This is a genomic window from Streptomyces sp. NPDC041713 (genome assembly GCF_055591085.1).
Window position 1 is genome coordinate 190,024 of the sequence record NZ_JBVIZY010000011.1, and the last position, 22,074, is coordinate 212,097.

General features: G+C 70.9%; 19 protein-coding genes and 1 pseudogene. 6 read left to right on the forward strand and 14 right to left on the reverse strand.

What is annotated here, in order from left to right; all coding sequences use genetic code 11:
- Positions 1-37: 37 nt before the first annotated feature.
- The 8 genes from ACZ6CV_RS29390 to ACZ6CV_RS29425 form a co-directional block, all read right to left on the reverse strand.
- Positions 38-526: a lamin tail domain-containing protein gene (locus ACZ6CV_RS29390; protein WP_469253845.1), complete on the reverse strand. Its 489-nt coding sequence runs from the start codon at positions 524-526 to the stop codon at positions 38-40.
- A 394-nt stretch (positions 527-920) separates the two neighbouring features.
- Positions 921-3,245, reverse strand: a complete 2,325-nt coding sequence (locus ACZ6CV_RS29395) for a glycoside hydrolase family 95 protein (protein WP_469253966.1) — start codon at positions 3,243-3,245, stop codon at positions 921-923.
- Positions 3,246-3,539: 294 nt separating this feature from the next.
- Complete coding sequence (locus ACZ6CV_RS29400) at positions 3,540-4,040, reverse strand: hypothetical protein (RefSeq protein ID WP_355809099.1); 501 nt, start codon at positions 4,038-4,040, stop codon at positions 3,540-3,542.
- A 259-nt stretch (positions 4,041-4,299) separates the two neighbouring features.
- Positions 4,300-4,542: a DUF397 domain-containing protein gene (locus ACZ6CV_RS29405; RefSeq protein ID WP_355809102.1), complete on the reverse strand. Its 243-nt coding sequence runs from the start codon at positions 4,540-4,542 to the stop codon at positions 4,300-4,302.
- A 106-nt stretch (positions 4,543-4,648) separates the two neighbouring features.
- A complete protein-coding gene (locus tag ACZ6CV_RS29410) occupies positions 4,649-5,815 on the reverse strand; it encodes a thiolase domain-containing protein (RefSeq protein WP_469253967.1) in 1,167 nt (388 codons plus the stop codon).
- 8 nt (positions 5,816-5,823) lie between these two features.
- On the reverse strand, positions 5,824-6,903 hold the full coding sequence (locus tag ACZ6CV_RS29415) for a thiolase domain-containing protein (RefSeq protein ID WP_469253846.1): 1,080 nt from the start codon (positions 6,901-6,903) through the stop codon (positions 5,824-5,826).
- Positions 6,903-7,862, reverse strand: a complete 960-nt coding sequence (locus ACZ6CV_RS29420) for a Zn-ribbon domain-containing OB-fold protein (protein WP_469253847.1) — start codon at positions 7,860-7,862, stop codon at positions 6,903-6,905. The genes ACZ6CV_RS29415 and ACZ6CV_RS29420 overlap by 1 nt, the downstream gene beginning before the upstream one ends.
- Positions 7,863-7,959: 97 nt before the next feature.
- The gene (locus ACZ6CV_RS29425; RefSeq protein ID WP_469253849.1) at positions 7,960-8,760 is read right to left on the reverse strand and encodes a crotonase/enoyl-CoA hydratase family protein; all 801 of its coding nucleotides are present in this window, start codon (positions 8,758-8,760) and stop codon (positions 7,960-7,962) included.
- A gap of 264 nt (positions 8,761-9,024) precedes the next feature.
- Between ACZ6CV_RS29425 and ACZ6CV_RS29430 the strand changes: the two genes are divergently transcribed.
- Positions 9,025-10,638 (forward strand): acyl-CoA synthetase, encoded by a 1,614-nt coding sequence (locus tag ACZ6CV_RS29430; protein ID WP_469253968.1) that lies wholly within the window; start codon positions 9,025-9,027, stop codon positions 10,636-10,638.
- A gap of 842 nt (positions 10,639-11,480) precedes the next feature.
- A pseudogene (locus ACZ6CV_RS29435) lies at positions 11,481-12,322 on the forward strand (IS5 family transposase).
- A 21-nt stretch (positions 12,323-12,343) separates the two neighbouring features.
- On the opposite strand, the gene ACZ6CV_RS29440 reads toward ACZ6CV_RS29435, so the two are convergent.
- Positions 12,344-12,625, reverse strand: a complete 282-nt coding sequence (locus tag ACZ6CV_RS29440; protein ID WP_469253850.1) for a hypothetical protein — start codon at positions 12,623-12,625, stop codon at positions 12,344-12,346.
- Between the two features lie 100 nt (positions 12,626-12,725).
- On the opposite strand from ACZ6CV_RS29440, the gene ACZ6CV_RS29445 reads away from it, so the two are divergent.
- On the forward strand, positions 12,726-13,394 hold the full coding sequence (locus tag ACZ6CV_RS29445; protein ID WP_469253851.1) for a hypothetical protein: 669 nt from the start codon (positions 12,726-12,728) through the stop codon (positions 13,392-13,394).
- 665 nt (positions 13,395-14,059) lie between these two features.
- Here the strand turns inward: ACZ6CV_RS29445 and ACZ6CV_RS29450 are convergent.
- Positions 14,060-14,959 (reverse strand): LysR family transcriptional regulator, encoded by a 900-nt coding sequence (locus tag ACZ6CV_RS29450; protein ID WP_469253970.1) that lies wholly within the window; start codon positions 14,957-14,959, stop codon positions 14,060-14,062.
- Positions 14,960-15,139: 180 nt separating this feature from the next.
- On the reverse strand, positions 15,140-16,639 hold the full coding sequence (gene yczR, locus ACZ6CV_RS29455; protein ID WP_469253852.1) for a MocR-like transcription factor YczR: 1,500 nt from the start codon (positions 16,637-16,639) through the stop codon (positions 15,140-15,142).
- 134 nt (positions 16,640-16,773) lie between these two features.
- Here yczR and yczE point away from each other — a divergent pair, with 134 nt between their 5' ends.
- Positions 16,774-17,424 (forward strand): membrane protein YczE, encoded by a 651-nt coding sequence (gene yczE / locus ACZ6CV_RS29460; protein ID WP_469253854.1) that lies wholly within the window; start codon positions 16,774-16,776, stop codon positions 17,422-17,424.
- On the opposite strand, the gene aroQ is transcribed toward yczE, so the two are convergent.
- Complete coding sequence (gene aroQ / locus ACZ6CV_RS29465) at positions 17,407-18,039, reverse strand: gamma subclass chorismate mutase AroQ (protein WP_469253856.1); 633 nt, start codon at positions 18,037-18,039, stop codon at positions 17,407-17,409. The genes yczE and aroQ overlap by 18 nt on opposite strands.
- Before the next feature lie 148 nt (positions 18,040-18,187).
- Positions 18,188-19,033: an alpha/beta fold hydrolase gene (locus ACZ6CV_RS29470; protein ID WP_469253857.1), complete on the reverse strand. Its 846-nt coding sequence runs from the start codon at positions 19,031-19,033 to the stop codon at positions 18,188-18,190.
- A gap of 200 nt (positions 19,034-19,233) precedes the next feature.
- Between ACZ6CV_RS29470 and paaK the strand changes: the two genes are divergently transcribed.
- Positions 19,234-20,541 (forward strand): phenylacetate--CoA ligase PaaK, encoded by a 1,308-nt coding sequence (paaK, locus tag ACZ6CV_RS29475; protein ID WP_469253859.1) that lies wholly within the window; start codon positions 19,234-19,236, stop codon positions 20,539-20,541.
- A gap of 117 nt (positions 20,542-20,658) precedes the next feature.
- Here paaK and ACZ6CV_RS29480 read toward each other — a convergent pair whose 3' ends face one another.
- Positions 20,659-21,372, reverse strand: coding sequence for an anti-sigma factor antagonist (locus tag ACZ6CV_RS29480; RefSeq protein ID WP_469253861.1), 714 nt, complete (start codon positions 21,370-21,372; stop codon positions 20,659-20,661).
- A gap of 228 nt (positions 21,373-21,600) precedes the next feature.
- Between ACZ6CV_RS29480 and ACZ6CV_RS29485 the strand changes: the two genes are divergently transcribed.
- Positions 21,601-22,005, forward strand: a complete 405-nt coding sequence (locus ACZ6CV_RS29485; RefSeq protein ID WP_469253863.1) for a helix-turn-helix transcriptional regulator — start codon at positions 21,601-21,603, stop codon at positions 22,003-22,005.
- Positions 22,006-22,074 lie beyond the last annotated feature (69 nt).

Sequence of the window (22,074 nt, forward strand, 5' to 3'; positions counted from 1 at the left end):
TGCCCGGCGCGGACGGGATCACTCACCCCATGAGGGGTCAGTGGTGGTTGTGGTGGTTGTGGTGGTGTCCGCCGCGACCCCAGGACTTCACGTCCACGGTGCGGTTGTGGTCGTTGCGCAGGACCGCCTTGTCGGCGTGGTTGTCCCACACGTAGTGGCGACGGTCCTGGAAGAGGTCGGCGCGGGTGTCGTTGCCGACTCCGGTGTGGACCTTGACCGAGGACCGGCCGGCGAGCCAGACGTTGCGGAAGCGGTAGGTCTGGCCGTCGCGGTTGCGCAGCGTCCAGCCCTTCAGGTTCACCGAGTGCCGGGTGGTGTTGGTGATCTTGACCCATTCGGCGTTCCGCGACCGGTTGGAGTTGTCGTCACGGCCGGGGCTGTCGGCCTGGACGCCGCTGATCGCGACCTGCGGCTGCCGGTGGTGGCCGTGGTCGGCGGCGGCGGCCGGCAGGGCGACGGTCGAGATGACGGCGCCGACGGTCACGGCCGTGGCGGCGATGCGGCGGGCGGTCGAAGAAGCAGACATGGTGCTGTCCCCTCAAGAGCAGTGCTCCACCAGCCGATACCGAGGCTGGTGGGTGCGCGGTACGAGTTCCCGGTCCGGTGTGGGCCGAGGAACCAAACTGTGAAGCTTCGGTGACGCCTCCGGCAGGCCGACCGGGATCAGTTACGAATCACGGACATTTCCGTAACCATTGCCTGAACGTCTCAGCACGTCACAAACGTCGTGACCCTGACATTTGCTGAGCACTACACCCACCCGTTGATCCATCAGTGGCAAGCGCTTGTGCGCTCCGACGCACGGCCGGTGACACCACCCGGCGCATCACCCGAACGGCCCTGTCCGGCTTGGTAACAACCGTTCTGCACATTTCTTCGCACGCGCGATCCCGCTTCGTACGGGGCACCGAAAGAGAAGGTCAGTCGAAGACATACCGTCGGCCCGCCTGCACCTTCACGGCTTTCTCGCCGTAGCCCTCGCCCCGGCCCATGCCCTTGCCCTTGCCCTTGCTCTTGCCCCTGCCCTCGCTCCTGCCCGCGTCGAACAGCGTGCTGTGCAGGATCAGTTCGCACGTGCGGGACGCCTTCAGGACGACGCGGGTGGCGCGGCCCGACGCCCAGTCGATGTCGACGGTCGCGCCGCCGCGTACCCGCAGGCCGCGGACCGAACCCTTCGGCCAGGCCGTCGGCAGCGCGGGCAGGATCTCGATCACGTCGTGCTGGCTCTGCACCAGCATTTCGACGGTGCCCGACGTCGCACCGAAGTTCCCGTCGATCTGGAAGGGCGGGTGGGTGTCCCAGAGGTTGGGCAGCGTCGAGGACTTGAGCTGTTCGCCGAGCATCTTGTGCGCGTGGTCGCCGTCGTGCAGCCGCGCCCAGAAATTGATCTTCCAGGCCTTGGACCAGCCGGTGCCCCCGTCACCGCGCGCCGTGAGGGAGACCTTCGCCGCGTCCGCCCACGCGCTGCCGGGCTCGATCTGCCGTCCGGGGTGCAGGGCGTAGAGGTGCGAGACGTGCCGGTGGTCGTCCGTCCGGCCGTCCAGATCCGTCTTCCACTCCTGGAGCTGGCCCCAGGAGCCGATGCGCAGGCCCGGATCGAGGCCGTCGAGGGTCTTCTCCAGCTCGGCGCGGAAGGCCGGTGAGTCGCCGAGCACGCGGGCCGCTTCGAGGGTGTTGGTGAGAAGGTCGTGCACGATCTGCTGGGCCATCGCGCCGCCCGCGGTGAAGTCGCCGTGCTCGGGCGAGTAGCTCGGCGTGACGATCAGGGTGCCGTCGCGCGGATCGGTGCGCAGGTTGTCGAGCCAGAACTCGGCGGCCTCCTTCATCGCCGGGTACGCGGTGGCGCGCAGGTAGTCCGTGGAGCCGCCGAAGCGGTAGTGCTCGTAGAGCTGGGCGGTGAGCCAGGCGGCGGCCTCGGGGAACCAGAAGGACGTCGACCAATCGTGCACCCCGGTGAAGCCGTAGGGGTTGGTCTCGTTGTGCACGACCCAGCCGCGGCTGCCGAACATCTCCTTGGCCGTACGCCGGCCCGGCGCGCGCAGCGCCTCGACGAACCGGTCGTAGGGGGCGGTCGTCTCGGGGAGGCTGGCGGCCTCGGCGAGCCAGTAGTTCATCTGGAGGTTGATGTTGGTGTGGTAGTCGGCCGACCACGGCGGGGTGGTGCTGTTGTTCCAGACGCCCTGGAGGTTGGCGGGCAGTGAGCCGGCGCGCGACGATGCGATGAGGAGGTAGCGGCCGTACTGGAAGAAGAGCGCCTCCAGCGCCCGGTCGGCGGCGGCACCCGCCTTCGGTCCAACCTCGGCGACCCCCGTCCCCGCCCCGTACTCCTTGAGCAACCGGTCCGTGGGGACGTCGTCGGGCAGCGCCTGCCCGATGTCCAGGGCGACGCGGTCGAACAGGGCGCGGTGGTCGCGCAGATGGCGGGCGCGCAACGCGGCATGGCCCGTCGCGACGGCCTTGTCGACGGTGCGGGTGACGGCGGCGTGCGGGTCCGCGCCACGGTAGTCGGGGTAGGTGTCGGCGTAGTCCGTGCCCGCCGCGAGGACGAACCACACGTGGTCGGCGCCGGTCACCGTGACACCGCCGCCCTCGTGCGCGACACGCGTCCCGCCCCGATGCACCACGCGCAGTTGGGCCTCGAACTTCAGGGCGTTGTCGGCGAGTTCGCCCCGCACGACGATCCGGTCGCCGTGCGCGGTCGCGGTAAAGTCGGCGCGCGGCGAGGAGTAGCGGAGCGTGCAGGTGACCTGCGCGGGCCGGTCGGCGGAGAGACGGCCGACGATCACTCCGTCGGAGTACGAGGCGAAGAACTCCCTGTGGTGGCCCGTCTGTTCGTGGAGGTACGTGACGGTCGCGAGGCCCCGTTCCAGGTCGAGGGCGCGACGGTACGAGGCGTCGGGCGCCGCCGGGGCGCCGGGCACGTCGATGTGGAGGTCGCCGAAGGTCTGGTGGGCGCCGTAGCCGCGGCGCGGCTGACCGAGCCGCGCGGCCACCTCGTCGGGGGTCAGCCGGCCTCGCGCGTCGAGCTCATCGCGGACGGAGTCGAGGGCGCCGGGCCGGGGCGCGCGCCAGTTGCCGTAGTCGTAGCCGTCCTGGGCACTCGGGCCGCCGGTCCACAGGGTCTTCTCGTTGAACTGGAGGCGTTCGGAAGTGAGGGTCCCGAAGACCATGGCGCCGAGTGCCCCGTTGCCGATGGGCAGAGCCTCACGCTCCCACTCCTCGGCAGGTCTGCCGTACCAGAGCAGCAATTCATCGGAGGTATCGCGCCTCGCCGTTTCGGCAGCCGTCGAGGCGGGACCGGCGCCCGCGAACGTGATACCCGCTCGCGGCCAGCGCGGCAGCCCCGCCGAGCGCGGACTTCATGGTCGTCCTGCGCGTGATCCTCTGGATCCCCTGAGTCATGACCGGTCACGTTAAAAGTCCGATGACTGGCTGGCAAGGGCACGACACAAAACTGCCCCGATCCCGGAATGGATCGGGGCAGTGCGTGGGCGGAAGTGCGGATGCGCCGGGGCGGTCCCCGACGCGCGGGCGGCGGCTCAGCCCTGCTGGAAGAGCTCGGCGGGCAGCGGCTTCAGCAGTGCGTACAGGTCGTCGGTGATCGGGCGGTCCCAGGCGGCGATGGTCACCAAGACGTTGTCACTGCGGTCGAACTGCACGCAGGAGATCCGGCTCTCGGAGAGCTTGAGGCGGCGCACGATGAGGAGGTTGTCCCCCTGCATCACCGGCAGGTCCTCGGACGAGACGACGGTGACCTCCTCGTCGTTCTCCAGTGCCAGGAGCAGCTGGGCCACCTCGAAGGGGACCTCTCCCTCGGCGGTCTCGCGCGCCGGCGAACCCTCGGGGAGGTTGCCGATGATCATCGCGGGGCCGCGGCCGCCGAACAGGTCGTACCGCAGGAAGACGCCCTGGCAGCTGCCGTCGGGGGCGGGCAGCAGGCCCGCGCCGAGATTGCCGGGCCAGTCACCGGGGTCCATGGCCAGGACGTCGAAGTCCGGGCCCGCGGGAGTGGCGGAGCTGCGGCGGCGGAGGAAGGACATGCGCCCATGGTACGTGTCCTTCGGCCTTTCCCGACGCGGGGGCGGGGCGCCCCCGCGGACCACCGGGCACCGCGCGACCAGCCACGAAGCGCGGGCGGCGGCGCGGCGGGGACGGCGTGCGGACGACGACCTCAGCGGCACGGCCCGCCCGGCACCGCGTCGGTGCCGGACGGGCCGTGCGTCGTACGGAGCTGTTCCTCGTACGGAGCCGTGCGTCGCCCGTAGCCGTGCCTCGTACGTACGGGAAGCGCGCGCCGGCCTACGTCAGGTCGAACTCGCCCGTGCGGGCGCCGTGGACGAAGGCTCCCCACTCCGCCGGGGTGAAGATGAGGGAAGGGCTCTCGGGGCGCCGACCGTTGCGCATCGCGACGAAGCCCTCGACGAAGGCGATCTCCACATCGCCCCGCCCCTCGCTGCTCGATCGCCAGTCCGCCGTGCTGAGGTCGAGCTCCGGCTTGTCCCAGCCCGCGAGTGGATGGTGCTGAATGGTGCTGTCGGCCACGTCCGTGCTCCTCCCGAATGCGTCGTCCGGCGCCAGCCTAGCTTTCGCTCCGGGCGCCGGACAGGCCGCGACGGCAGGACCTCGGACCCCGGCGGGCCGGGCGCCGTCAGGTGGTGGGTGGTTCGGCGCCGACCAGCCACATGGCGAAGAACTGCGAGCCGCCTCCGTAGGCGTGCCCCAGCGCCTTGCGGGCGCCGTCGACTTGGTGCTCCCCCGCCTGACCGCGCACCTGGAGCGCCGCCTCGGCGAAGCGGATCATCCCGGAGGCGCCGATGGGATTGGTCGACAGGACGCCGCCGGACATGTTCACCGGGAGGTCACCGTCGAGTTGCGTCACGCCGGACTCGGTGAGCTTCCACCCCTCGCCCTCCGCCGCGAAGCCGAGGTTCTCCAGCCACATCGGCTCGTACCAGGAGAACGGCACGTACATCTCGACGGCGTCGATCTCCCGGCGCGGGTCCGCGATGCCGGCCTGCCGGTAGACGTCGGCGGCGCAGTCCTTGCCCGCCTGCGGGGACACGAAGTCCTTGCCCGCGAAGAGGGTCGGTTCGCTGCGCATCGCCCCGCCGTGCATCCAGGCCGGCGGCCGGGGCGAACGGGCCGCACCCGCACGGTCGGTGAGGACCATCGCGCAGGCGCCGTCGGAGGACGGGCAGGTCTCCGAGTAGCGGATCGGGTCCCACAGCATCGGTGACGCCTGCACCTTCTCCAGGGTGATGTCCTGCTCGTGGAGGTGGGCGAAGGGGTTCTTCAGGGCGTTGCGGCGGTCCTTGTACGCGACGAGCGAGCCGACCGTGTCGGGCGCGCCGGTGCGTCGCATGTAGGCGCGCACGTGCGGGGCGAAGAATCCGCCCGCGCCCGCGAGCAGTGGCTGCTGGAAGGGGATGGGCAGGGAGAGGCCCCACATCGCGTTCGATTCCGACTGTTTTTCGAAGGCGAGGGTCAGGACGGTGCCGTGGACGCGGCCCGCGACCAGGTTGGCGGCGACCAGAGCGGTGGAGCCGCCGACGGAGCCCGCCGTGTGGACGCGGAGCATGGGTTTGCCGACGGCGCCGAGGGCGTCCGCGAGGTACAGCTCCGGCATCATGACGCCCTCGAAGAAGTCCGGGGCCTTGCCGATGACGACGGCGTCGATGTCCGCCCATGTCAACTCGGCGTCTTTCAGGGCGGCTTGGGCGGCCTCGCGGACCAGGCCCGCGATCGACACGTCCCGTCGCGCGGCCACGTGCCGGGTCTGTCCGATCCCGACGACGGCCACGGGCTCCTTGCCCACCGGAGTGCTCATCGTGCGTCTCCTTCCAGGACGGCGACCAGGTTCTGCTGGAGGCAGGGCCCGGAGGTGGCGTGCGCGACGGCCCGGTCCGAGGCGCCCCGGTGGATGCGGGCGGCGGCCTCGCCGAGCCGGATGAGTCCCGCGGCCATGACGGGGTTGGCGGCGAGGGCGCCGCCGGAGGGGTTGACCGCCACGTCGTCGCCGAGCTCCAGGACCTTGCGCAGGACGACTTCCTGGGAGGTGAAGGGGGCGTGCAACTCTGCGGTGTCCACGGGGCGTTCGAAGACTCCGGCGCGTTCGGCGGCCAGCCGCGTCGAGGGTGAGTCGGTGAGGTCGCGTACGCCCAGGGCGTGTGCCTCGATGCGGTGGTCGATGCCCCGGATCCACGCCGGGCGCCCGCACAGCTCCCCGGCCCGGTCCCCCGCGGCAAGGATCACGGCGGCGGCTCCGTCCCCGATCGGCGGGCAGTCCCCGGTGCGCAGGGGGCGGACGGCGTACTCGCCCTGGGCGACCGAACCGCGCAGCTGCGCATGGGAGTTGCTCTCCGCGTCGGCACGGCTGCGGCGCGCGACGCCGGCCAGCGCAGGCTCGTCCGTCTCGCCCGCGTCGATCAGGGCCTGTGCCTGGAGGGCGGCGAGCGCCACGGAGTCCGGCCAGAGCGGGGCCACGAAGTACGGGTCGAGCTGGCGGGTCAGCACGTCGCGCACCGAGCCGGGCGAGGACTTGCCGTAGGAGTACACGAGCGCGGTGTCGGCCTCGCCGGTCTGCAGCTTCACCCATGCCTCGTACAGCGCCCAGGCGCCGTCCATCTCGACGTGCGACTCCGAGATCGGCGGCCAGGCGCCCACCCCGTCGAGCGCCATGGTGAACGAGAAGGCGCGCCCGGCGAGGTAGTCGGACGAGCCGGAGCAGGTGAACCCGATGTCGCTGGTCTTGAGGCCGGTGGCGGCGAGCACCTCGTGCAGTACCGGCATGAGCATCTCGACCTCGGAGAGCTCGTCGGTAGTGCGCAGATGGTCGCTCTGCCCGAAGGCGACGACGGCGACGTCGCGGGCGGGCCGCATCACGGTGGGCTTGCGGGGCGCCATCACACCAGCTCCTTGTATGTGTCGTAGTCGGCGTCGGGCTCACCCGTGGGCCGGTAGTGGTCGGGATAGCGGCCGCCCTCGGTCCACACGGGTTCGACGCGCAGGCCCATGCGGACCTCGCCGTAGGGGATGCCCGCGATGCGTGCGTGCAGGGCGAGGTCGGCGCCGTCGAGCGCGATGTGCGCGTAGACGTAGGGCACTTCGATGTCGAGGTTCTTCGCCTTGATGTTGACGATGCAGTACGTGGTGACGGTGCCGCGCGGTCCGACCTCGACCCGCTCCACCGTGCCGACCCCGCAGGTGGGGCAGGCGCCGCGCGGCGGGACGTACACCTTGCGGCAGGAGGGGCAGCGCTCGCCGACGGTCTTCTGCTCGGAGAGGGCGTGGATGTAGGCGCTCTGGGCGCGGCCGGGCGAGTAGGTGTAGTCGAGCCGGGCGGCGGCGACGATCCCGGTGACGGGGTCGGTGAACTCACCGCTGTGCGGCGTGATTTCGGCGCGGGCGTCGTCTTCCTCGTACGGTTCGAAGCAGGCGATGTCGGTGATGGCGCCGACGCGCTCAGCGGCCCAGCGGACGCGGACGCGCATCCCGGTGCGGACGGCGTCGGGGCCCGGTGCGTCGAGTGCGTGGAGCAGCGCGGTGTCGGCGCCGTCGAGCCGCACCAGGACCCAGGCGAAGGGGGTGTCGAGGGGCTGGCCGCGGCGAGGTTCGTGGTTCCAGGCCCAGGTGGTGACGGTGCCGGTGGGGGCGACCTCCACCAGGTCGCGTATCTCCTCGGCGGTCACCGGGTCGTACTCGACGGGCGGCACGAGGGTGCGTCCGTCCCCGGTCCTGACCCCGAGCAGGGTGCGCTCGCGCAGCCCGGTGAGGAAGGCGCTCTGCACGGGTCCGAGGGAACGGGTGAAGGGGAACTCGACGACCAGAGGGGCACGCAGGGCTTCGGGGGAGGCGGATGCCATGACCGGGACTCCGTTTCAAGCGACGACGGGGTGCCCCTGCACGGGGCGTGGGCAACCGCGCGGCCGGCCAGGGGCGGCCTCGCGGTCGAGGGGAGGCCTACTCGCGCCGGAACACTGGGGCGCGTTTCTCCGCGAAGGCGCGGGAGCCCTCCTTGGCGTCGGCCGTGTCGAAGACGGGCCACCCCCGCTTCAGTTCGGCCGCGAGGCCCTCCGCCTCCGTCAGCTCCGCCGCCTCGTACACTGACGCTTTGACCGCCTCCACGGCCAGCGGCCCGCACGCGTTGATCTGCTCGGCGATGACCAGCGCCTTCTCCAGGGCCGTGCCGTCCGGTACGACGTGTCCGACGAGGCCGACGGCGGCGGCCTCCGTCGCCGAGTAGGGCCGCCCGGTGAGCAGCATCTCCAGGGCGTGCGTACGCGGGATCTGCCGGGGCAGCCGCACGGTCGACCCGCCGATGGGGAAGAGCCCTCGCCGGACCTCGAAGAGTCCGAAGGTGGCCGATTCACCGGCGACGCGGATGTCCGTGCCCTGCAGGATCTCCGTCCCGCCGGCCACGCAGTGGCCCTCGACGGCGGCGATGACGGGCTTGCGGGGGCGGTGGTGGCGCAGCATCGCCTTCCAGTGCAGATCGGGGTCGGCCGCGAGGCGGTCCCGGTACTGCTCGCCCTCCATGCCCTTGCCCGCGAGGGCCTTGAGGTCCATGCCGGCGCAGAACGCGCCGCCCGCGCCGGTGAGCACGATGGAGCGGACCTCGTCGTCCTCGTCGGCCGCGAGCCACCCGTCGTAGAGGCCCACGAGCATCGCGAGGGACAGCGCGTTCTTCGCCTCGGGCCTGTTCAGTGTGAGTATCAGTGTGGCGCCCTCGCGCCGCACGGAGAGGTGTTCCGTCCCACCCATGTGCCGTGCTCCCTCCATCGACGGCCACCGCGCGGGCGGCCTGTCGCCTCCGGACCTGGAACAGGTTGCAGTAGCCGGGGAGCCAGTTCAATAGTTTTCTGACACCTAGTCAGTTTTCCTCCGTGGGGCCCCTTCCCACTTGGTGGCCGCTCTGGTCTGATGACCGCCAGGCCGGGCGACCCGACGAAGGTCGCCGAGGCCGCCCAGCCCGACGAACCGCCGGGCCGGACGTCGCCGTGGGGCACCGGGGTCAGGAGGAGTGCGGTGGAGTACAACCTTGCCGACCTGTTCGAGTCGGTCGTCGACGTGGTCCCCGACCGTGAGGCGCTCGTCTACATCGACCATCCCGGCACCGGCGCGGAGCACCGGCTGACGTATGCCGCGCTCGACGCGGCCGCCAACCGCATCGCCCACCACCTCATCGACAGCGGCCTCAGGCCCGGCGAGCATCTGGGCCTGCACCTGTACAACGGCGTCGAGTATCTGCAGACCGTCCTCGGCTGCCTGAAGGCACGCCTGGTGCCGGTCAACGTCAACTACCGCTACATCGAGAAGGAGTTGGTCTACCTCTACCGGGACGCGGACCTCGCGGCGCTCGTGTTCGACGCCGAGTTCACCGGGCGCGTAGCGGCGGCGCTGCCGCGCACGGAGAAGCTGCGGCACCTGATACGGGTGGGGGCGCCCCCCGCGGACGCTCCCCCGCTCGACGTGGTGGCCTTCGCCGACGCGGAGGCGGCGGGCTCACCCGAGCGCGGCTTCGGCCCGCGCTCCGGCGACGACCTCTTCATCATCTACACCGGCGGCACGACGGGTATGCCGAAGGGGGTGATGTGGCGTCAGGAGGACTTGTTCTTCGCGGGACTCTTCGGCGGCGAGCCCACCGGCGAACCGGTGAAGCGCCCCGAGGAGCTGGCCGAACGCGTCGCGGCGGGCGGCCCCGGCCTCACCTTCTTCCCCGCTCCCCCGCTGATGCACGGCACGTCGACGCTGACGTCGTTCATCGCCTTCAACTACGGGCAGCGGGTGGCCCTGCACCGCAAGTACGTCCCGGAAGAGGTGCTGCGCACGATCGAGAGGGAGAAGGTGTCCAGCGTCTCGCTGGTCGGCGACGCGATGCTGCGGCCGCTCATCGACGCGCTGCGCGGCCCGCTCAAGGGCACGGATCTGTCATCCCTGTTCAGCGTCTCCTCGTCCGGGGCGATCATGTCCGAGACGGTCCGCGCCCAGTTCCAGGAGCTGGTGCCGAACGTCCTGCTCCTGAACAACTTCGGCTCGTCCGAGTCGGGTTCCAACGGCCGGGCGACGGACGACTCGGGCCCGGAGAAGGGCTTCCGCCTGGAGGTCAACGAGCGTACGCAGGTGGTGGATCCGGCGACGTACGAGCCCGTCCCGGTGGGCGAGCCGGGCCGGCTGGCCCAGCGCGGCCACGTACCGCTCGGCTACTACAACGACCCGGCGAAGACCGCGGAGACCTTCTTCCAGAAGGGCGAGGAGCGCTGGGTACTGCTCGGCGACATGGCGACGGTCGACGAGGCCGGCATCGTCACCGTGCTCGGCCGCGGTTCGCAGTGCATCAACACGGGCGGCGAGAAGGTGTATCCGGAGGAGGTCGAGCAGGCCCTCAAGTCCCATCCGGACGTGTACGACGCGCTGGTGGCCGGGGTGCCCGATGCGCGGTGGGGAAGCAGCGTAGCGGCGGTCGTCCAACTCCGGGCCGGGGCCTCGGCGTTGGACCTGTCGGCGATCCAGTCGCACTGCCGTGAGCGACTCGCGGGCTACAAGATCCCGCGCGCCGTGGTCTTCACGGACCACATCCAACGCTCACCGAGCGGCAAGGCGGACTATCGGTGGGCTAAGAGGGTGGCGGCTGCGGGGTAGGTGGCGGGGGTAGCTGGCGGGCCTCGCGGGCGGCACGACCGGCCGGGAGGTGCGGGGTGAGGCCCGTCCGGCCGGTCATGCGCATGCGCGCATGCGCATCAGTCTGGATGCACTCGCGCCGCCTGCCTGCCTTACGGCTCGGCGGCGCCAGTCTGGTCGGTGCGGGCCCACCCCCTGGTGACCCTGGACCCTGGTGACAGCGGTCGGTCGTCCTATGGTGCTGCGGCCCGGGAGCAAGGATCACCATGGGCATCCGCCCTCGTGGGGAGGGTGACGGCGCCGACTGGGCCTGCCGGAGGGCAAGTCATGGTCAGCGACCACGGGAACATCGACTGGGCGAGCAGCCTGAGGTGGCTGACCGGCTTCGGCAACAGATGCCGCAGTTCGCGCACCTCATCGCCAGGTACCTGGACACCCAGGAAGCGGGTCGAGGATTGCAAGGCGCACCCGTCGACCACACGCCCCTGCCGGGTCATGCGAGCCCGTCTCCCGAGCCGCCCGTGCCGGGCGGTGCGCTGACGACACAGTCCGGTGTTCACGACGGCACGCCTCAGCGCCCGGCGGCACCCGCCAAGCGTCGGCCGTTGTAGCGTAGGCGCCGCTCCTAGAGCCTGTGGCGGCGTTCGGATTTTCCTTCCTGCACCACGCTTTGCTCACCTTCGCGGCCCGCGTAAGACTCGGTAAGCTCACCACAGGCCTACGGGTCAGCCGTACCTCCTCGGCTTCTACTGGATGGTGGTGTTCGTCCATCCACGTGGCCCAACTGTTGCGTGACACCGAGCCGAGTACGTAAGCCGAGTACTTAGACGTCGCTGCATTTGGGTGATTGGTAGCGTTCGTGCATGACGATCGTGGAGCGTCTAGTCCCGGACGGGTTATGGGAGTTGTTCGCACGCGTGGTGCCGGTGGCCCCGGTGCGGGCAGCAAGGCGGTGGTCGGCGGCGGCATGGGGACCGAGAGGTGCTCGCCGCGATCATGTTCGTGGCCACTTCCGGCTGGACTTGGCGGCAGACGCCGGAGGCGTTCGGGCCGTCATGGTCGACGGTGTATCGGCGGTTCACCGAGTGGAGTGAAGCCCGCCTCTGGGCCAAGCTCCACCGCCTGGTGCTGGACGAACTCGGCGCGAGGGGTGAGCTGGACGGTCCCGGTGCGCGATCGATTCGGTGAACCTGCGGGCGATGAAAGGGGGGACCTGACAGGCCCGAATCCCGTAGATCGCGGCAAAAGGGCTCAAAGATCCACTTGATCACCGAGCGGACCGGGCTGCCCCTGTCGATCGGCATCTCCGCCGCGAACACCCACGACAGCCACGGACTTGAACCCCTCGTGCGGGGGATCCCGCCAATCCGCTCTCGTCGCGGGCCCAGGCGACGTAGGCCCGCCAAACTCCATGCGGATAAGAGCTACGACTACGGCCACCTGCGCCGATGGCTCCACAGCCGTAACATCGTGCCGCGGATCGCCCGCAGGGGCATCGAGTCCTCCGCCCGCCTGGGGCAGCACCGCTGGACCGTTGAGCGCACGATGAGTTGGCTGAGTGGCTGCCGCCGCCTCTGAGCGCACGATGAGTTGGCTGAGTGGCTGCCGCCGCCTCCACCGCCGCTATGAACGTAAGCCCGAGCACTTCCTCGCTTTCGCCGGGATCGCAGCCACCCTCATCTGCTACCGCCGGCTCACGCCGTGACGCACTTACCGATCGCCCAGATCAGCGCCACTGTGGCGGGATGTTCTGCATCTGCTTCAGCAGGTCCCACCCCTGGCGCTTATGCTTGCGCTCCGCCAACGGGCTGCTCCACGGGGCGCCTTGTCCCACCCAGTATCCGCGGTAGTTGCGCAGGCCCATGACGCTGGCGTCCCCGACATCGGGCTCGTTGTCGCAGCAGGGACAGATGGCTGCCTCATTCGGCCAGCCGCCCTCCCAGAACACCTCACCCTCAAAACCACAGACCCGGCAGACAGTTTCCGTTTCGTCCTCTGCGCTCGCCACGTCCGCAGTCTAACGATCACCGCCAAATGCAACGACGTCTTAAAGGGAGAACAGCATGCCGCACCCAGGGACGCCCTCCGATTCCGACGACGCTTCGCACGTGAGCCCACCGGCCGCCCATGATGGCTGGCCCCTGGGACGCCCGATCGACTGGGCGGCCGCCAGGGAGCGGACGGCCCGGCTCCGCAAACGTCGGAGGGTGATCGGTGGAGCCGTTGCCGTCGTCCTCGTGGCCGGGGCGGGAGTCGGCATCTGGTTCGCGACGGGGGATGAGGGCGAGGCGCCGGTCAAGCACACTGCCGAGATGCCAGTCGGCTTCGCTGAGTACCGGCTCGCGGGCAAGGACGACGAGTCACTGTGGTCGACGACGCATGGCGGCGACAATCTCGACCCGACCAAGGAAAGAGTTCACGCGACCTACGTGCGCCCGGACGGCAAGAAATCCTACGCGGTCACCCTGGAACTCAACCCGACCGTCGACGTCTCCGATCCGGGTGAGGACGACGAGGTCATCTCGGTACTTCTCAATACGAGTGTGGATTCGGGCAAGGTACGGAACTACGCTCCCGGCCCTATTGGGGGCAAGCTGCGCTGCGTGAAGTACGAGGTCGCGAACACGACCAGTTCACGCTGTGTCTGGGGCAACGACACGGCCACCGTCACGGCCCAGCCGGTGATCCCCTCCGGCCCTCGGCCGACGCCGGCGCAGACGGCTGCGGATGTCCGAGCTTTCTTGGCTGAACTGCACATCCGTCCCGTGGATAAGTGATCGCCGGAGTCCGTGAGCTGACCTACGCTCGCTGCACATGGGCCTGTGCATGGAACTCCTGATCGTCGACTGCGCATTCATAGAAGCGGTGCCGACCGAGCTGCGGGCCGACCTGGTAGAGACCGCCGCGTGCGGCAGTGACGACGTGTGGGAGGCGAACCATACGGAGGGATGGACCTGGCCTGATGCCGCGAGCGCCCCCTGGTACGCACGCTACGAGTTCCGCAACACCCTCACCTCGTACAAGCCGCACTTCTGGGCCGGTGAACGCTGGGACACAATGCGAAGATTCGTCCGGCCCGGGCTCCGTACGCCCTTCGATGAGTTCAGCGCGCCACTATTCTGGGGCGAATACAACTGGGAGTGCGCGCACCCTCCGTTCACTCCTGCCGTACCTGGACGGGAGAACCACTGGTGCCCGGAGGTCATGCGATGGCTCCTGGCCAAGGACGTGGCCGCCCTTCACCACTTCTGGACCCAGGTTGAGCCTGGCCTGCCGTCCCTACGCGAACCCTTCGAACAGCACGTCGCCGAGCCCACGGGGCAGGCCAACGACGCGACGGTCTCCTCAACGACGTCCCAGAAGAACACGTGCGGCAGGACACCGTCCTCGTTGAAGACGCGCGCGTCAAACAGCTCCTCAAAGCCCGGCACAGCTGCAAGTCCTAGACTGCGGACCCCGCCCCCAGCACCGCTGCCGCCAAGTGCTCGCGGAACCAACGGTGTCCCGGGTCCGAGGAGTTGCGTGGGTGCCACGCCATGCCGAGCTCGACCGGGTCGAGGTCCAGTGGGATCGGGAACGTGCGCAGGCCGAGGGCCGAGATGGTGTCCGTGAGCCAGTCGTCCAGGGTCAGCGCGACGAGGTCGGTGTTCCTGGCGAGGACCATCGCACTGGTGTGGCTCGGCACGACGACCGCGGTCCTGCGGCGCAGGCCGAGCTCCGCGAGGGCGCCGTCGATGGGGCCCTGGCGTTTGCCGAGCCGCGAGATGCCGATGTGGTCGGCGGCGGCGAAGCGGCGCGCGTCGATCGGCCCGTCGAAGAGAGGGTGACCGCTGCGGGCGACGGCCACCACCCTCGTCGTGACGAGCCGCTGGGTCCGGATCTCCGGGTCCAGATGGCCCAGCGAGCCCAGTTCCACGTCCAGCCAGCCCTGGCGCAGTGCGGGGCCGCCCTCCACCGACTCAGGCAGAAACACCACGTCCACGTGCGGGGCCTCGGCGTGGATCCGGTCGGTCAACGTCCCCGCGAGTCCCGCCAGGAGCAGGTCGGTAGCCTGCACCGTGAACGTGCGCTGGAGCCGGCCCGCGGCGAACCCCGCCCCGGGGCGCAGCAAGTCGGCACAGCCGCGCAGCAGTTCGCCGACCTCGCCGCGCAGCTCCAGGGCGCGCGGCGTGGGAACCATGCGCTGCCCGGCGCGGACCAGCAGCGGGTCGCCGACGGCGCGGCGCAGGCGGGCCAGCATGCGGCTGACGGCCGCGGGTGACGTGCCGAGCCGCTCGGCGGCGCGGGTCACGCTGTTCTCCTGGAGCAGGGCGTCGAGCACGCGCAACAGGTTGAGGTCCAGTGCCAATTGCGAGCTCCTGAGCTGCGTCGTCGCGTTGACGTTCGGGTCATGGGGTCGACCCCGATTTCGGTGGGCGATGCCGATTTTGGCACTGTCTCAAGCCGCCCAGTGATCCGGCTCCGCCTCCGACCACTCAGTGACTCGGCACTGTCTCAGGTCACCCACTGATTTCGCCCTGTCTCAGGCCACCCAGTGCGACCGCGCACCGACCCGTGACCGCACCGGATCGTCCGCGAGCGCGGCGGCCATCCGGCGCACCGCCTCGCGCAGGGTGTCCGGCGAGGTGGTGTACGGGATGCGGAGCCGTTGCTCGAAGATACCCGGATCGGTGGCGAAGCAGGAGCCGCTCTCGATCCGTACCCCGTGGTCGAGCGACCGCTCGGCCAGCGCCGAGCCGATCGGCTCGCCCAGATCCACCCAGAGTGACAGGCCGCCGGGCGGCAGGTGCCAGCTCCAGCCCGGGAGGTGCTCGGCCAGGGCTGCGGTGAGCGCGGCGCGTCCCGCCCGCAGCTGCTCCAGCCGCCGGGGCAGCAGGTCGTCCGTCCGGTCCAGGAGGTCGAGGGCCAGGAGTTGGTCGAGGACGGAGCCGCCCATGTCGGTGGCGACGCGCTGTCCGGCGAGTTCGGTGACGAGCCGGGCGGGCGCCCGCAGCCAGCCGATGCGCAGGCCCGCCCAGTGGGTCTTGCTCATGGAGCCGAGGGTGATGAGCTGGCCGGTGCCGCCCGGCGCGGCGTGCGAGGCGAAGGGCGCCGGAGCAGGTACATCGAGGGCGAGCTCGGCGAGGGTCTCGTCGACGACGACCCAGGAGCCGCACCGCCGAGCGGCGTGCAGCACCCCGGCCCGCTCCTCCGGCGCCATGAGACAACCGGTCGGGTTGTGGAAGTCCGGTATCAAGTAGGCGAGTTGGGGCACCGACTGGCGGAAGGCCGACTCGACGACATCGCTGTCCCAGCCCTCCTCCGTGACGGGTACGGAGAGCGTGCGCAGCCGGCCGCGGCGCATCGCCTCCAGCGCGTTCGGGTAGGACGGGTTCTCGACCAGGATGCGGTCGCCGGGGCTGCTCAGGAGTCCCAGGACGAGGGTCAGCGCGTGCTGGGCGCCCGAGGTGATCAGGATCTGCTCGGGCACGGTGGCGAGCCCTCGCCGGGTGTAGCGCTCGGCGACGGCTGCCCGGAGTTCGGGCAGGCCGTACGGGTGGTAGCCGGGAGTGTGCGCGTGGGCAGCCAGCTGGGGCCCGACCCGGGCGAGCGCGTCGGTGAGCTCCTGCTGCGGCAGGCCGGGAGCCGCCCTGGCCAGGTCGATCGCGGTGTCCTCGGCCGCGAGGAACCGGCGCACGCCGTGCGGGGCGCGTCCCTCGGGCAGCGCGGTCCAGGTGCCGGCGCCCTGACGGCTGTGCGCGTAACCGCTCTCGCGCAGCAGGTCGTACACGGCGGTGACGGTGGTCCTGCTGGTGTCGAGCGCGGCCGCCAGCTCGCGTTCGGCGGGCAGTCTGACGTGCAGGGCGATCCGGCCGTCCAGGATCAACTCGCTGATGGCACGGGCCAGATGCCGGTAGGCGGGCCGCATGTCGGCGGGGTCGGGCAGCAGCGCGGCGAGCTGCCGGCTGCCGAGCACGGTCCGGTCCGTCCTGCGGACCTGCTCGTCCACGGCCGTGACCCGCTCCGGGCGCGCGTCGACCACACCATTCTCCTGAAATTGGCTGTACTTTCCGGGCCAATCACTCTACAGAGTGGCCGCAATGGCTTTGAAGGCACGCGGCTTCGCTCGCGGTCCTCGAAGCGCGCACACGCTCACCCGGCACGGAGGCCAGACCAATGCGGCACGACATCTCGTACGTCCCTTTCCACGAGCGGCCGTTGCGACGTCTGCCCCAGCTCCTTCTCGGCCTCGCCCTCTACGGGTTCAGCCTCTCGATGCTGGTCCGGGCGGCGCTCGGCGTGAACCCGTGGAGCGTGCTCTACGAAGGTCTGGAGCACCGCACGTCCCTCAGCTTCGGCACCATCAGCGCCGTGCTCGGCGTGCTCGTGCTGCTGCTGTGGATCCCGCTGAAGCAGCGGCCGACGTTCGGGACCTTCGCCAACATCGCCGTCCTGGCCGTCTCTTCCGACCTCGGCCTGCTCGTCCTCCCCGCCGGCCTGGGCCTGCCCGCCCGGCTCGGGCTGCTCGCGGGCGGGGTGGTCCTCAACGGTCTCTCCGTCGCCGTCTACGTGGGCGCGCGCTTCGGGCCCGGGCCCCGGGACGGGCTGATGACGGGCGCGGCCGCCCTGACCGGCCACTCACTGCGGCGGGTCCGCACCGTCGTCGAGCTCACCGTGCTCGCGGCGGGCTGGCTGCTCGGCGGGACGGTGGGCATCGGCACCGTGCTGTACGCCGTCGCGGTCGGCACCGTCACCCAGTACTTCCTGCCGTGGTCCGCCTACCGGCGCCCCCGCGACGCACCGCGCGTGTCAGCCCGCACAGACTGACCGCAGCGCCCGCCCCAGGGCGACGAAGTGCAGGCCGTCGAGCCGATCCTCGTGCCGCACCCGCACGGCCGCGACGGTCAGGACTCCACCGCAGTACGGTGCCGTCCGCGCCTCCGGCGACAGGGCGATGCCCCGTACCAACTCGGCGTTGACGCGGTTGATCTCCTCGCGGACCTCGCCGAGGTCGGGCCGCTCCTTCGGGGCCTGGGACGGGTCGGCGTCCCAGCGGCGGAACAGCCCTCGCTGGACGACCTTGTTGGCCTCGATCTGGTCGCGGAAGATCCGCACGGTCGCCTCAGGGTCGGCGCCCGCCTCCTCGGCCTGCCGGGCCACCGCATCGAGGACCTGGCGCTCGCGGGCCGGGTCGTCGATGGGGCTGTCCGTGCCGTACTTGGCCGCGGCGACCAGGTCGGCGGTGGCCAGCCGCTGCGCGGACAGGCCGGCCAGGGAGTGCAGCCGGGCGTACGAATCCGCGTACGTGGCGGAGGCGGCGGACGCGGCGGGCCGGGTGGGTTGAGCGGGCGCCGCCACGGCGGCCGTGCCGCCACCCGCGAGCAGGACGGCGGCCAGTGCGCCGGCGGTGGTGAGGCGACGGGTGTCGGTGGCGAGGCGCACGGCGGTTCCCCCTGGGGGTCGTTGACGGCGGTCCGGCGACCGCTCACGGGTCGCCGGTCATCGTACGAGCCGAACGTCCCACCCCGCCGTATGCACACACCCCGCGAGCCATCCGCCAGCCCGACGACACCTCCGCCACGTCGTGCCGTCAGTGCTGCGCGAGGAACCCCTCGACCCGCCGCGCGAACCACTCCGGGTCGTCGAGCCACGGGAAGTGCCCGCCGCCCGGCTGCACTTGGCACACGCCGCCGGGGAACAGCGCGGCGAACTCCTCGGCACGGGCCGGGTTGGGGCCGCCGTCGAAGCCGCCCGCCAGGACCAGCACGGGGGCCGTCAGCTCCGCGAGCGCGGCCCGGGTCGCGGGCGGGTCGAAGGTCGCCTCGCCGTAGAAGGCCATCGAGGCCCGCGCGTTCTTCTGCGCCGCGCTCTGCGCCCGGTGCGCCTGCGCCCGCTCGTCCCAACGGCCGTACGTGAGCGGCGCGATGACGTCCCAGCCCGCGCTCGGGGCACCGCCCGCCGCGATCTCCCGCAGCGCCGTCTCGACCGCCGGGTACCAGGGCTCGTCCTTGCGCAGCGCGGCCGCGCCCATCCGGTCCTCCACAGTCACGACGCCGCCCACCGCGAGGGTCGCGGGGGTCACGAGGACGAGGGTGCGGATCCGCTTCGGGTGGCGGGCCGCGTACAGGGTGACCAGGTCGGCGCCGGCCGAGTGGCCGAGCACGTCGACCCGGTCGAGCCCGAGGTGCTCGCGCAGCGCCTCGATGTCGTCGACGAGCCGCTCGCAGCGGTACGTCGCCGGGTCGTCCGGCACCGCCGAGTCGCCCGTGCCGCGCAGGTCGAGCAGGATCAGACGGCGTCGCGCGGCGAGTCCCCCGAGGTCGTCGAGGTAGACGGAGGCGCGCATCGGGCCACCCGGCACGACGAGCAGCGGCTCCCCCTCCCCCTTCTCGTGGTAGGCGAGCTCCGTCCCGTCGTACGCGCTGAATGTCGGCATGCGGGTGATCATCACATCCCGGGCCCGGCCCGGGCAATGCCGACGTATGTGGCCCATGACGGTGGCCCATGCCCTTGCGCCCCAGCTCAAAGCAGCTGCGCCGGATCTCTTGACGCCCACTGCCGGGCCTGGATTACTGAGCTGCACAGAAGATCGACGACCGAATGATCGGTCGCCCGTTCAGGACGGGAGCACTCTTTATGACGCGCATGCCGCTACTGCTCGACGCGGCGGAACGGCTCGGCCCCCGTGAGCTCGGGGCCCTTCAGCTGGAACGGCTGCAGGACACCCTGCTGCACGCGTACGAGAACGTCCCGTTCTACCGGGCCTCCTTCGACAAGGCGGGGCTGCACCCCGACGACTGCCGCAGCCTCGCCGACCTCGCGCGGTTCCCGTTCACCACCAAGGACGACCTGCGGGCCAACTACCCCTTCGGGATGTTCGCGGTCGAGCAGTCGGAGGTGCGCAGGCTGCACGCCTCCAGCGGTACGACGGGGCTGCCGACGCTCGTCGGCTACACCGAGCAGGACCTCTCCATGTGGGCGGACGTGGTCGCGCGCTCGATCCGCGCGGCGGGCGGCCGCCCCGGCGACAAGGTCCATGTGGCCTACGGGTACGGCCTGTTCACCGGCGGCCTGGGCGCGCACTACGGGGCGGAGCGGCTGGGCTGCACGGTGATCCCGGCCTCCGGCGGCATGACGGCGCGCCAGGTGCGGCTGATCCAGGACCTCCGTCCCGAGATCATCATGGTGACCCCGTCGTACATGCTCACCCTCCTGGAGGAGTTCGAGCGGCAGGGCATCGATCCCCGTACGACGTCCCTGCGCGTCGGCATCTTCGGGGCGGAGCCGTGGACGGAGGAGATGCGGCGCGAGATCGAGGAGCGCTTCGCGATCGACGCCGTGGACATCTACGGCCTCTCCGAGGTGATCGGCCCCGGCGTCGCGCAGGAGTGCGTGGAGACCAAGGACGGGCTGCACATCTGGGAGGACCACTTCTATCCGGAGGTCGTGGACCCGATCACGGGCGAGCGGCTGCCGGACGGCGAGCGCGGCGAGCTGGTGTTCACCGCGCTCACGAAGGAGGCCATGCCCGTCATCCGCTACCGGACACGGGACCTGACGCGGCTCCTGCCCGGTACGGCGCGGATCTTCCGGCGGATGGAGAAGGTGACGGGCCGCAGCGACGACATGGTGATCCTGCGCGGGGTCAATCTCTTCCCCACCCAGATCGAGGAGATCGTGCTGCGCACGCCGGGCATCGCCCCGCACTTCCAGCTGCGGCTGACGCGGGAGGGCCGGATGGACGCCCTGACGGTGCGGGCCGAGGCCCGCGCGGACACTCCGGCGGCGCGGCGCGAGAGCGCGGCCCGGGAGATCGCGGCGGCGGTGAAGGACGGCATCGGCGTCTCGGTGGGCGTGGAGATCGTCGACCCGGAGACGCTGGAGCGGTCGGTGGGCAAGTTCAAGCGCATCGTGGATCTGCGCGAGAGGGACGCGCGCGGCTGAGGGCACCCAGGGGCGGGGCGGGTGAGGACGCGGGCGGCGGGTGAGGACGCGCCGCGGCAGGTGAGAACGCCCGCGGCAGGTGAGGCGTGCGCCCCGGAACGGCCCGGCCGCCGCGCGTCAGGCGATGCTGTCGGGCGGCGCCCCCGGATCGACGGCGGTGACGGCGAAATTGGACCGGACCGTGGCCGGCGGGCCCGAGCGCGCCGCGTTCGACTTGGCGACCGCGGCCTCCAGTTGCTTGCGGACGGTGTCGGACAGGGCGCACCCCTGGACGGTCGCCACGACGTCCCCGGCGAGGACGTGCAGCTTGGTGTTGGTGTGCTGGGAAGCGGTGACCAGGACGTCCCAGGCCGCATCGGGGCTCAGGTTGAAGGAGGACATCAGGATGCCGCGGGCCAGGTCGATGGTGGGCCGGGTCTGCATCGCCCGCCGCAACTGGGTCACCACGGTTCGCAGATCCTGCTCGGTGTCGTCGGCCGATGCCACCTCGTGGACGACCGGGCATGCCGCGTCCGCACCGTCCGTCTGCTCGGTGGGCGTGAGGAGGTGGCGGGTGCCGGTGAGGTCGATGACGCGCTCCAGGGCGGGGCTGCTCCGGGCGATGAGGACCGTCTTGCCCTGCTCCACGGCTCGGTGGCGGAGGCCGAGCAGGAGGTTGAGGCCGGAGCAGTCGCAGAAGTCCACCTCCCGCAGGTCCAGGTCGAGGCCCTGGGCCGCGTGACTCAGGGCGTCGTGGAGCTCGGACCGGAGCCGCTGGGCGGCATCGAGGTCAAGCTCACCCCACACCGCGACGGTCGTCCTGCCCGCCTCCGGCCCAGGGCGCAGCCGCATGGGCAGTGAAGCCGGAGGTGCCGGGCGTGCGACCGGCGCACGACCGTGACTGCTGCTCTCGCCCATCAGGGGCTCCTGAGAGAACGCGGGCTCCGGCATGGCCTCTCCCTCTCCTCGTTGCCTACCGCCAGCCCTAAGGCTGCCCTCCGCCCACCACACACGTCAACTAATACCTGAAATCGAGTACGTGTTTTTGAAACCGTGTATGTCTCGTCATAGAGTTGGCCCATGGATGGAGTGCCCGAGTCACACACCGGATGGACGTTTCTCACCAACCACGCGCGCGTACTGGCCGCGATCGCCGACAATCACAGCGCCCGTATCCGCGACATCGCCGCCCACTGCCGGCTCACGGAACGCGCCGTTCAGAAGATCATCGCCGACCTGGAACAGGACGGTTATCTCTCCCACACCAAGGAGGGGCGCTCGAACTCGTACTCGATCGACCCCGCCAAGGTGCTGCGCCACCCCGCCGAGTCCGGGCTGGCCGTCGCCTCGCTGCTCTCCCTGCTAGCGCGGGACGAGGCCGACCGCACCGGTGCACCCGAGGACGACATGTCCGCCGAGGACAGCAGAGCCGTCGAGGACGAATCGTCCACCACAGGCGGAGAGCGCCAGCACGCCAGCGCCTGACCGTACGACGGGCATGGGCCGGCGCCACGCGCCGGCGCCCGCTGTACGCACTCCTACCTGGAACGCCCG

Bases quoted from the DNA above. Each gene is read 5' to 3' on its own strand.
- ACZ6CV_RS29415 (WP_469253846.1), bottom strand. From the start codon at position 6,903: ATGGCGCCCCGCAAGCCCACCGTGATGCGGCCCGCCCGCGACGTCGCC.
- ACZ6CV_RS29480 (WP_469253861.1), bottom strand. From the start codon at position 21,372: ATGCGGCTGCGCCCTGGGCCGGAGGCGGGCAGGACGACCGTCGCGGTG.
- ACZ6CV_RS29425 (WP_469253849.1), bottom strand. From the start codon at position 8,760: ATGGGTGGGACGGAACACCTCTCCGTGCGGCGCGAGGGCGCCACACTG.
- ACZ6CV_RS29420 (WP_469253847.1), bottom strand. From the start codon at position 7,862: ATGGCATCCGCCTCCCCCGAAGCCCTGCGTGCCCCTCTGGTCGTCGAG.
- ACZ6CV_RS29400 (WP_355809099.1), bottom strand. From the start codon at position 4,040: ATGTCCTTCCTCCGCCGCCGCAGCTCCGCCACTCCCGCGGGCCCGGAC.
- paaK (WP_469253859.1), top strand. From the start codon at position 19,234: ATGACGCGCATGCCGCTACTGCTCGACGCGGCGGAACGGCTCGGCCCC.
- yczE (WP_469253854.1), top strand. From the start codon at position 16,774: ATGCGGCACGACATCTCGTACGTCCCTTTCCACGAGCGGCCGTTGCGA.
- ACZ6CV_RS29470 (WP_469253857.1), bottom strand. From the start codon at position 19,033: ATGCCGACATTCAGCGCGTACGACGGGACGGAGCTCGCCTACCACGAG.
- ACZ6CV_RS29485 (WP_469253863.1), top strand. From the start codon at position 21,601: ATGGATGGAGTGCCCGAGTCACACACCGGATGGACGTTTCTCACCAAC.
- ACZ6CV_RS29390 (WP_469253845.1), bottom strand. From the start codon at position 526: ATGTCTGCTTCTTCGACCGCCCGCCGCATCGCCGCCACGGCCGTGACC.